The organism is Methanobrevibacter sp. (assembly GCF_045586545.1).
GTDB lineage: Archaea > Methanobacteriota > Methanobacteria > Methanobacteriales > Methanobacteriaceae > Methanocatella.
Genome location: NZ_JAZNAN010000041.1, coordinates 1 through 10,800, shown reverse-complemented (window position 1 = coordinate 10,800; position 10,800 = coordinate 1). Strand labels below are relative to the sequence as shown.

Here is a 10,800-nt window from a genome sequence, read left to right as displayed (position 1 = left end):
AAAAATTTAGGTAAGGATAAAATTATTATTTTTTGCTAAATTAATATGATTATTATAGGAAGTGTAATCAAAGAGATTACAGTGTTAATCAATATACAGTCCGATGTCAATTCATAGTCAAGTTTGTATGTAATAGAAAGTAACAATGACATCATACCTGAAGGCATTGCCGCTTCTATAACTGAAACTTTAAACTGAAGATCAACTAATCCAATTTGTGATGCAATGACAAATGCAATTAATGGGAAAAACGCAAGCTTCATGATTGATGTGAAAACAATCATGGATTTGCTTCTTGAAATCGCTGAAAAATCAATAGACAAACCTAATGCAATCATAATCAAAGGGATAGCTCCTTGACCCAGATAATTGACAGCATTATCAATTACAGGACCGATTGGAATAGCTAACCAATTAAAGCACAACCCTAAAACTACTGCCCACAATGGAGGAAAAAGTGCGATTTTCCTCACAGCCGATTTAAAAGTGCCTCCAAATTTTAATATTAAAACAAAAGACAATAGCAGAAATATACACAAAGTGGCCATGTCACAGAATATTGCTCTTAAAAATCCCGCTTGACCATAAATACCTAAATTAACCGGATATCCCATGAATGCAGTATTAGCAATCATGACTGTCACAAGAACAGACCATAATGTAATATCATCCAAATCGAATTGTTTTAAAATGAAGTATGAAACAATACCTGTTACAATTGAAGAAGCTAGAATTATAAAAGGTAAAATACCTAATTTTGGAATTAAAGATAAATCTGCTGTATAAATGGCATGAAAAATCATGCAGGGCATTAAGATATACATTACTATTTTATTAAAAGGTTCAATATCCTTTTCAGATAAAAAATCAATTCTTTTAAGGAAATATCCCAAAGCAATCATCAAAATGATTGATAAAATAGTAACTTCAATAGCATCCATATAATTAAAATTAATTAAAAAAGTATATAAAATTATTTAGAAAAAAAGAAAAGAATAAAATTAACTAACGATACCTTCGCTAGTAATTTTAAATACACATTCACCTTCAGGCAAATGAGGGGAATCCACTAAACGTGCGATTCTTTTTCCTGCCAATCCTTTTTTAAGCCAGATTCTATAAGTAGAAGCGTGACCTAAAACATGCCCCCCAATAGCTTTTGTAGGACTTCCGAAGAAGGAATCAGGTTTAGCCTGAACTTGGTTAGTAATGAAAACCGCAACATTGTATGTATTAGCAATTTGTTGAAGTGAATGTAAATGTTGGTTTAATTTTTGTTGTCTTACAGCTAAAGACTCTCTTCCAACATATTCTGCTCTGAAATGAGCCATTAATGAATCAACAATGACTAATCTGACATTTGTTCCACCTTGAATTAATTCATTAATCTTATCAACCATTAAAATTTGGTGAGAAGAGTTAAATGCACGTGCAACATGAATTCTTTGTAATACTTGTTCAACATCTAATTCGAACCCATTAGCTATTTGTCTAATTCTTTCAGGACGGAAAGTATTTTCGGTATCTACAAATACACATTCGCCGTCGAGTCCGCCAAGTTCTTTTGGCAATTGAACAGTGACTGCTAATTCATGGGAAATTTGACTTTTACCAGATCCGAATTCACCAAATACCTCAGTGATTGATTGAGTTTCAATACCTCCACCAATTAAATCGTTGAATTCTTGGCTTCCTACAGTAATGTGACCAACGTCTTTTCTTCTTTCGTCTACTTCTAATGCAGTTTCAAAGCCTATATCTTCTGCTCTACGTGCGGCTTCAATTACTTTTTCGGCAACACCTTCACCGATTTCGGCTTTTACTGATAATTCTTTTGGAGTAGCGGTGGCTAATCTCATCATATCAGCGAAACCTGCATCTACTAATTTTTCTGCTGTTTTTTCACCAACACCTGGTAAATCACTTAATTCAACCATAATAATCAATTCCTTTGTTTATTTAAAAATATTTAGATAAAATTTTCTTAGGATTTAACCTAGATTCTTCAGTATATTCATTGAAACTCACATTAGCTATAATTTCAATAGTTACGCCTTTAAGGTCTTCAAGTTTTCCTTCAATACTATAAGCATCATCCATCAAACTTACAATCTCTTCTTTTTTCATTTCAATTAACTCTTCAGCCAATTTATCAAAGAATGTCACTTGAATCTCACCGGTTTCATCTTCAATTCTTGTTGGAATCATAAGAGTATAATCCGGTTCATCAAAGTTATAACCACAATTGTCACATACACCCTCTTCCATGGTGTTTTCAACATTAGCATTACAGTTTGGACATCTTTCAAGAATATTCCTCTCTGTACCTACATCGATGATTTTACCTGTGACATGAACGTTAGTGTCATTTTCAGCTAAAGATTCTATAGTTTTTGGAACATATATCGCTTCCATAATTTCATCTTGAGACGGTAACTTCTCTAATTCATTTTCACTAGGTTCTAAAATAGTGGTAGATCCAGAAACATTTGCATCAATACGATTTGTATTGTCGTTGTATCTGAAACGAGGATTTTGCAATTTAATAGCTTGGCCTATTTCAAATTCTCTTTTTGCGTCATCATTCCAAAGAACAACAATAATGGATCCTGTATCATCAGCAATTTCTATATTTCTAACAAATCCTGGTCCATTATCTCTTTCGAATTCACGAACATCATACATTTCGATTATTCTACCAATTATAATCTTATCAGTTTCATCCTCTTCAGCATCTGAAATAGGAATGTAATCATAAAGAGCTTTTTCCAATGTTTCCAATTTAGGAATGAACATTGAGGAAGCTTCTTCTTCTGATAGCCTAATAATTCTAGAACCACCGCCAACGTTTAAATCAACACTTTCCCATCCCATTCTTGTTCTGGCATTTTCAATTCTATATGCTTCTCCAACTTCGTAAGCGCCTTCAGCCTTTTCATTCCAAAGAGATAATCTTACTTTACCGGATTCATCAGCAACCATTGCAGAACGAACTTTACCTATTTCATCATTATCTCTTGCGAATTCACGAATGTCTTCAAGAGATAAAATTCTGCCTACAACATCGATTTCAATACCGTCATCATCAATCATTTGTACTTTGCCGATTGGGGTAGGATGTAAATCTGCTTTCAAAGATTCCAATTCATCCAATTCCTCTTCAGATAAATTTTTAGGATTAATGCTGATTTGAGTATTGAAATTGGTGTTCATTGAATATTGACTTTGGGTGTATTCGTCATAACGAACTTCCCCGCCGATAATCTTAATGATGTCTCCTTTGTTTATTGGAAGTTTAGTATCGTCACCCCAAACAGTGACTCTGATTTCACCAGTCAAATCTCTTACATCGAAGTTTCTTAATCTACCTTCAGTATTATCAGTTTTCCTTAAAAATGTTTTAATGTCCTGAAGTCTGGATACGATACCCTTGATATTGACATCCTTCTGTTCGCTTACATCTCCAATAGGAGTGAATTCTTGGACAATTTCCGGAAGCTCATAATCTCCCTTAATAATTCTTCCATCCCAATGAGTTAAGGAAATCTCTTTTTCTCCATCTCTGTTTTCTCTTTCACGAGCTTGGGCCTGTAATATTTTTACGGTATCCCCATCTTCAAGTCCTAACTCCTTAATTAATTCAACATTTTTATTCCATAAAGTGTAGGTAATTTTACCAGATTTGTCTACTAATTCAAGAGATGCAACTTTTCCTTCCTTACCGTTTTTCTCATAGCTTCTGATTGTAGGAATCCTTACAATTCTTGCAATAATATTTACTTTGGTTTCTGGTTTAATGTCAGCAATGTCAGTGATCTCTTCTTCATATGCTGGGAATTTTGAAGGGTCTTCATCTAAGTGTATTACAGGAGATCTTGGTCTTAAATTAGCTTCAAGGCCAGTGTAGCCTTCTTTAACATCTACATTTTTAATTTGAATAATGTCTCCCTCTTTAACATTTTTAAGAAGCTTAATGTTTTGAGTCCAGAAAACAGCTCTTATTTTACCAGTGTTGTCTTGTAATTCGACATTGCAGACTTCACCGCTTGCGCCTTTACGGGTTTTAAATGATCTTGGATTTGAAATTGAAACAACTCTTCCGGAAACTGTGACGTCTCTACTATTTTTTTCAAGTTTATCAATGGTATCAACAGCATATTCCGGCCTTTCAGAAATGGTTTCAACTTCTTCATCTTTTAATTCGCCGGCAACCATTTCAGCATATGGTGTATCATCAACTATAAAATCAGCACCTAAATTATCTCTATTTTTAAACTCGTTCATTCTGGCTATAAAGTCCTCTTTAGATATTTTATCCTGAACTTTTTCATAAATTTTTAAGATATCTTCAGTCATTGTGATTTCTGATTCCTCTTCATCATTTTCCAATGGAATTTCAAAAGGTACTTCTTCGGAAGTTTCACTTTTTGACAATCCTGATGAAATATCAATATCGTGATTTTTCAAAACTTCACGTGCACAGTCTAAATCTGTTACAAATGGTACTTCTGAACCAAAGCCTTCACGTGCTTCTTCCATTTCAGCGAGGAATTCATCTTCAGAAAGTTGGTCTTTAATTTTTTCATATAATTCTTTAATTTCGTCTTGCATACCAAACCCCTCATAGAAAGTTAATTATTAATTTATAATTAGAATGTATATAAAGTATTAGAGAGAGCATTTGTAAAGTAATCTCATACTCTAATATTAAAAAAATTTAATATAAATATTGTCCAAATGCACACTTGTGAAAAAATGAAAAAAAACTAATATGCATTAGGATTCTTCTTAACTACAGTTTTAATCATTATAGCCAAGTCCAAACCCATGTGCCAGTTTTCTACGTACTCAATATCGTATTCTATACGTTTTCTAATAGAAGTGTCTCCACGGCAACCATGAATCTGCGCCCAACCAGTCAACCCTGGCTTAACTTGATGTTTTACCATATATTTCGGAACGGTCTCCTTGAATTGTTCAACAAAATAAGGTCTTTCTGGTCTTGGTCCAACTACACTCATATCCCTTTTCAAAACATTGAAGAATTGAGGTAGCTCATCAATACTAGTCTTTCTAATAAAGTCTCCAACTCTGGTTTTTCTTGGATCGTCTTTAGTAGTCCATTCGGATTTTTCTTCACTAGGGTCTTGAACTTTCATACTACGGAACTTATACATCATGAATGGTTTGCCGTTGTGGCCTATTCTTTCCTGCTTAAATATGATTGGACCCGGAGAAGTCAATTTAATTGCAATTGCAGTAATAATCATGATTGGAGAAGTTATGATGATAGCTATAATTGAAATAATATAATCAGATGTGTATTTTAAAAACTTATTAAACTCATCGTCCAATGGAACATAGCGTATATTAATAATTGGAATGTCCTCAATCATGTCTACTGACGGTTGGGCGGGGAAATATCTAATGTAGTCTGGAATAATTTCCGCCTTAATTCCAACTCTTTCACAGCTTTCCACAAGTTCATCGATTTTATAATAATATTTCAAAGGGATAGCTAAAACAACTCTATCGTATCTATGACGATCAAGAATTCTATCTATGTCTTTAAAAGCACCAATAACTTTGCTTCCTTCAATTTCACGACCGATATGTTCAGAACGACCTAAAAATCCGCTTACAACAAATCCCAAATACGGATTTTCACGGATTCTGCGTGCAAACGTGAACGCCAAATCATTATCACCGACAATCAGGATATGCTTGATATTCCTATTATTCACGCGAATCTTCTTTAAAATGCTTCTGATTACAAATCTTTCAATAATGCCAAAGAATGTGGCAATAATAGCTAACAAGAACAGCATAATTCTTGAAAAGTCGGGCTGATTTATAATGAACAGAATTGAAACTAAAGTAATGAATGCTAAAATATTTACTTTAATAATTTGGGTAGCTTCTGAAAATATATTCTTATAGGTTCTGCGCGGCTTATAAAGGCCAAATGCAAAATATAAAATCAGATAAACGGGAATTACGGCAAATGTAAAAAACATTAGATAACTTAAGTAGCCTAAATGGCCTCCAATTGGGCCAAACAATGTTGTTTTAAATCTTAACCATAATGCGCAAAAAAGAGAGATGCCTATTACTAATACATCAAGCAATACTAATGTAATATTCAATATGCGCTGATTCTCTTTTATCATAATAACTACCAAAAAACTAGTTTATGTTTAATATATTGTATTATAATATATTTAATCTTTCTTTTTAAAGAAATTTAAAACTAGTTTAAAAACACATAAAAAAGCAATTCCCACATAAACCACGAAGTTTACAATAAATGAAGAGTCTTTTGCATTGTGTTTTTTATAATAAATATACATTGCGCGGTGAAACTCATAAATAAGTTTGGATTTTTGTTTTTTACTGCTTGCACCTTTAAAATGGGTTATGATGGCTTCACCATAGTAGACTATCTTCCAGCCGGCTTGCTTGATTCTATAGCAAAGGTCAATATCTTCGCCGTACATGAAAAATGTCTCATCCAAAAGGCCAATCTCATCAAGCACTTTAGCTCTCATGAACATGAATGCGCCGGTAAGACAGTCGATTTCATATATCTCATCATCCGGCAAATTTGTCAGATTGTAATTGTCGTCTTTGCTGTTGGTTGGAATATGGAACAGCTTAAAAAATGAATTTTTAGCATTTGGGAAACTTCGTTTACATGCCTTATCCAATTGCCCATCTTCTAAAAGTACCCTGCAGCCTGTTGCCCCAACATCAGCATGGGATTCCATATATTGATAAATGTCTTCTAGTGTATTTTCCCAAACTACAGTATCTGAGTTTAAAAGTAGAATATATTTTCCCTTAGCGATTTTTAATGCTTGGTTATTTCCTGCTGCAAAACCGTTGTTTTCGGCTGATGCAATGAACTTAACATTATCTTTAAAATAATCCCTTAAACGTGCTAAACTATCATCACCGGATGCATTATCAACCAAAAGGATTTCATAATTAAATGAGTAATCATATCTGAAAATAGATTCGATAGTATTTTTTGTAAGCTCAAAAGTTTGATAATTTACAATTACAAAAGAAAGATCCATAAAACTCACTAGCTATTTTTTTAAAAATTTGAAAGTATTTATTATTAATCTGTATTCGATTTTAAAATAATTTTTCGTATTTTTTGAGTTAAATTTAACTTTATCAATTTTGCTTCTTGTGGACAAACCCTCTTTTAAACCAGCCAGATAAGTAGAGCCAAATCCTTTTTTAACAAAAAATAAGTATTTTATGAAAAATCCTAAAAACAAAAAGATGAAATTAGTAATCTTTAACGGGATTGGAAGGTTTTTATAAACCACCCAAACATTGTTTCTGGCAGCCAATCTAACCTTAAACTCATTATATCTGCTTCCTGATGTAGCACTACCAATATGATAAACAATAGCATCGGGGCAAAGCAGATTCCTAAATCCATTGATTTTTGACCTTAACGCTAAGTCAACATCCTCCATATAAGCAAAGAAATTATCATCAAAAAGGCCAAGTTCCTCCAAAATGGATTTTTTATACATTGCAGCACCAGCGCAACTGGAAAATATCTCTTTAACCTCTACAAATTCGCTTGAAGGATGGTTTTCACCTGTCTTTTTAGTCCATGCAAGTAAGTTGTATTCATCACCAACATCATCGATAAGTTCTTTATTATTATACTGAAGCATTTTTGCTTGAACTGAGAAAATATCATCATTTGATGTGATTAAATCCATTAATGCCTTAATTGAACCTTTTTTAATTTCAGTATCATTATTTACTGAAAAAATTAACTCGTTTCTAGCTTTTAAAATTCCCTGATTAACAGCTGGAGCAAAACCAAGATTTTCAGTGTTTTCGATTAAAACCAGCGGAAAATTAAACCTACTATTTTTAAGATAATCCCGGCTGGCATCACTAGAGGCATTGTCTATGATAATGACCTCATCAATATATTCACTATCCTCATTAAGTGAATTTAAAAATGTTTTTAGGAATTTTTCCCCATTATAATTTGGTGTTACAACAGAAACCTTCATGTCAATCAATCGAATTTTTTAATTTTTTCCATGAATTATAATATAATTTAGGATTTAATAAAAATAGCTTAATTTTATACTTGAATTTTTTATCCCCTTCAAACTTAGATAATTTTGTAAATAAATCAAGCTCCTCCATTTTGGAAATTACCTCATCGAAATCATAATTGTTATAAAAGAAATAATTCATGTTGCCAAAAATTGCTTTTGGAATTCTAGATGTAATTATTAAATCGGCCAAATCGTTCTTTCCGAGTTCTTTATAAAATTCGGCTAAATCTTCAAATATTTTTACAATGTCGAAACGTCTGAAATCAGATGTTCTTATTGCTGAATCCCCTCTCTGGATATAGTAATATGTTGCCTCATTACTAATTGCAACATCCCTGCCATAAGCTAATGCTTTAAGTGCAAATTCAATGTCTTCACCGTAAATCGCATCAGTATTAAACAGTATGTTGTTTTCCTTAATAATGCTGGTTTTATACATTATTTGGCAAAATGATAGGGGAATGTCCATGTTCAGTTCCATCTTTATTAAATCATCCCATGAAATTTGTCTTTTTGAAAAGTGATGAGGTGTTGATAATTTTTCACCGTCCTTTTTAATCAATTGAATTAAGCTAAAATCACTTTCACCATTATATAATTCAGACAAGTGGTTTCCAGTAATATAGTCATCTCCATCTACAAAAACCAGATAATCCCCTCTAGCTTCTTTAATGCCGCAGTTACGGGCGCTGCTGACTCCTGAATTTTCCTGATGGATAACTTTATATTCGATTAATGATTTAGATAACTTTTCATTAATGATGTCTAGACTATCATCAGTTGATCCATCATCAATGACTATCAGCTCATAACTGTTAAAATCTTGATTAATGATAGAATCCAGTGTGCTTGAGATATATTGTGACAAATTATAAACGGGAACAATAACACTAACCTTAATATTATCCATTTTACCTACCTTCATTTAAAAGAAAATCGACTACCCTTTTAGATGAGTGGCCATCTATTTCATCAAATTGTGTCTTTACAAACTCTGATATCCTATTAATATCAAACTCATTATTCTTAATCACTTCTATCAGCTCATCTGAAGTGTAAACGATTGGCCCCGGAACAGTTTTTTTAAAGTCATAATAAAATCCACGTTCGTTTGTCAAATAACTATCCAAATCATAAGTGAAAAATACAATAGGCCTATTCAAAATTCCATATTCAATCATTATAGATGAATAATCCGTTATTAACATGTCACTTATCAACATTAACTCCTGTTCACTTTCCCAATCACTAACATTAATGTAGAGACTTTGAGAAGATATTTCATCATCATAAAAGTTCTTAATTTTTGGATGAAGCCTTAAGGCCAAAATGTAATCATTGCCTAATGTTTGATTAAACTTTTCCAGATTCAAGAAATCAAACACATTATTGAACTTTTCCTCATCTCTGAATGTTGGAGCATAAAGAATGATTTTTTTATCTTGGGCAATATTGTACTTTCTACAAAAATCTTCTTTCAATTTATTTAAATCATGATTTTCAAAATAGTAATCCATTCTAGGAAGTCCAAAAGCTTTAATTTTACTTTTAGAAATTTGGAAAGCTTCAGCATACTGATTTGAAATGTTATTAGAAGTAGTTATTAAATAATCAATGTTATCGGAAATTTTTGAAAGCATTTCTTTACTTTCGCCTTCAACAGATCCTCCAAATTTTTTAGAGGCCCCCGGAGCGTGCCATAGCTGAACAACAGTATTTTCAGGTTTGAATTTCATAAAAGCAATAGGGAAAAAATTATCATTTAAAAATATGTATTTTGAACTTGCAAGCATTTTAAAACCGTTAAATGAAATTTTATCTTTGTAAAAAAAGTGAAAGTCAAAATCTCCTCTTTTTTCGAATTCTTTTTTGATATAATCAAGATTACCTTTAAACGATTCTCTAGAATCGATTACAAATGAAATCCTGTTATTTTCAATATGGGCATGCTTAAATAATCCAAATATGAGCCCATAAATTCTATGCTTTAAATAATTCATGTTAACAGCTTTATAATATCTAATGGAAGAAAGCAATCATACCAGGTAAGGCTCCAGCCATTGCTTGAATACCTAAGATGAAAATTGCCAAACCGCCAATAAAATTAATGTAACGAGCATATTTCATTGCAGCTTTTGTAGCAAAAGTGCCGATTGAAAGCCAGCAGACAACAGCGATTAAACTTAAAATAGCAAGAATGAGTGGATTAACATGAGAATCTACACCTTGAGCTGCCAAAATCAAGTTTTCTATGTTTCCAAAAATAATCAAAATTAAAAACGGCTTTAACTCATCAAGCATGTTAGACACCCCTGATTGATTTTATCATGGCTTGAAGACCTAAAACAAAAATAGCAAAACCGCCTATAAACTCAATAAAATCGACATAATTAATTAAAAGTTGAGTACCAAATGTTCCAATAATTAACCATGCTGAAACAACACAAATACTTGCAATTCCTAATTTAATGGGGTTTACACCAGCTACAACCCCTTGAGAGGATAAAACTAAGTTTTCAATATTACCAAAAATAATTAATCCAAGTAAAGGTAAATACTCCTCCAACATTTAATCACCATTTCCCTATTCAAAAAAATTATTAAAAATTTTCCTACAATAATGAATATTAAAGAATAATAATATATAAAATTATCTTTATGACAACATTTCAAATTTTAATTATAAATTAAAATTTTA

Annotated in this window: 10 protein-coding genes; all 10 read right to left on the bottom strand. The window is 32.1% G+C overall.

Translation table 11 applies throughout. The annotated features are described in order from the left end of the window. Nucleotides 1-35 precede the first annotated feature (35 nt). Nucleotides 36-941 carry an AEC family transporter gene (locus ACKI3D_RS03730; RefSeq protein ID WP_407392418.1) on the bottom strand — a complete coding sequence of 302 codons (906 nt, stop codon included), beginning with the start codon at nt 939-941 and terminating at the stop codon, nt 36-38. Between the two features lie 60 nt (nt 942-1,001). Continuing rightward, nucleotides 1,002-1,937: a DNA repair and recombination protein RadA gene (gene radA, locus ACKI3D_RS03725; RefSeq protein ID WP_407392417.1), complete on the bottom strand. Its 936-nt coding sequence runs from the start codon at nt 1,935-1,937 to the stop codon at nt 1,002-1,004. 22 nt (nt 1,938-1,959) lie between these two features. Beyond that, nucleotides 1,960-4,611, bottom strand: coding sequence for an OB-fold nucleic acid binding domain-containing protein (locus ACKI3D_RS03720; protein ID WP_407392416.1), 2,652 nt, complete (start codon nt 4,609-4,611; stop codon nt 1,960-1,962). A gap of 155 nt (nt 4,612-4,766) precedes the next feature. Continuing rightward, complete coding sequence (locus ACKI3D_RS03715; protein WP_407392415.1) at nt 4,767-6,170, bottom strand: undecaprenyl-phosphate glucose phosphotransferase; 1,404 nt, start codon at nt 6,168-6,170, stop codon at nt 4,767-4,769. Nucleotides 6,171-6,221: 51 nt separating this feature from the next. After that, nucleotides 6,222-7,079: a glycosyltransferase family 2 protein gene (locus ACKI3D_RS03710; protein ID WP_407392414.1), complete on the bottom strand. Its 858-nt coding sequence runs from the start codon at nt 7,077-7,079 to the stop codon at nt 6,222-6,224. 12 nt (nt 7,080-7,091) lie between these two features. Beyond that, entirely contained in the window at nt 7,092-8,051 is a 960-nt protein-coding gene (locus tag ACKI3D_RS03705; protein WP_407392413.1) for a glycosyltransferase family 2 protein, read from the bottom strand. Nucleotide 8,052: 1 nt separating this feature from the next. Continuing rightward, nucleotides 8,053-9,012, bottom strand: coding sequence for a glycosyltransferase family 2 protein (locus ACKI3D_RS03700; RefSeq protein WP_407392412.1), 960 nt, complete (start codon nt 9,010-9,012; stop codon nt 8,053-8,055). A gap of 1 nt (nt 9,013) precedes the next feature. Continuing rightward, the gene (locus ACKI3D_RS03695; protein ID WP_407392411.1) at nt 9,014-10,102 is read right to left on the bottom strand and encodes a CDP-glycerol glycerophosphotransferase family protein; all 1,089 of its coding nucleotides are present in this window, start codon (nt 10,100-10,102) and stop codon (nt 9,014-9,016) included. Nucleotides 10,103-10,121: 19 nt separating this feature from the next. Beyond that, a complete protein-coding gene (locus ACKI3D_RS03690; protein WP_407392410.1) occupies nt 10,122-10,403 on the bottom strand; it encodes a hypothetical protein in 282 nt (93 codons plus the stop codon). A 1-nt stretch (nt 10,404) separates the two neighbouring features. After that, nucleotides 10,405-10,671, bottom strand: a complete 267-nt coding sequence (locus tag ACKI3D_RS03685) for a hypothetical protein (protein ID WP_407392409.1) — start codon at nt 10,669-10,671, stop codon at nt 10,405-10,407. Nucleotides 10,672-10,800 lie beyond the last annotated feature (129 nt).

Excerpts from the sequence above, each read along its gene's own strand:
- ACKI3D_RS03685 (WP_407392409.1), bottom strand. The coding sequence starts at position 10,671 with ATGTTGGAGGAGTATTTACCTTTACTTGGATTAATTATTTTTGGTAAT.
- ACKI3D_RS03695 (WP_407392411.1), bottom strand. The coding sequence starts at position 10,102 with ATGAATTATTTAAAGCATAGAATTTATGGGCTCATATTTGGATTATTT.
- ACKI3D_RS03715 (WP_407392415.1), bottom strand. The coding sequence starts at position 6,170 with ATGATAAAAGAGAATCAGCGCATATTGAATATTACATTAGTATTGCTT.
- ACKI3D_RS03690 (WP_407392410.1), bottom strand. The coding sequence starts at position 10,403 with ATGCTTGATGAGTTAAAGCCGTTTTTAATTTTGATTATTTTTGGAAAC.
- ACKI3D_RS03710 (WP_407392414.1), bottom strand. The coding sequence starts at position 7,079 with ATGGATCTTTCTTTTGTAATTGTAAATTATCAAACTTTTGAGCTTACA.
- radA (WP_407392417.1), bottom strand. The coding sequence starts at position 1,937 with ATGGTTGAATTAAGTGATTTACCAGGTGTTGGTGAAAAAACAGCAGAA.
- ACKI3D_RS03720 (WP_407392416.1), bottom strand. The coding sequence starts at position 4,611 with ATGCAAGACGAAATTAAAGAATTATATGAAAAAATTAAAGACCAACTT.
- ACKI3D_RS03705 (WP_407392413.1), bottom strand. The coding sequence starts at position 8,051 with ATGAAGGTTTCTGTTGTAACACCAAATTATAATGGGGAAAAATTCCTA.
- ACKI3D_RS03730 (WP_407392418.1), bottom strand. The coding sequence starts at position 941 with ATGGATGCTATTGAAGTTACTATTTTATCAATCATTTTGATGATTGCT.
- ACKI3D_RS03700 (WP_407392412.1), bottom strand. The coding sequence starts at position 9,012 with ATGGATAATATTAAGGTTAGTGTTATTGTTCCCGTTTATAATTTGTCA.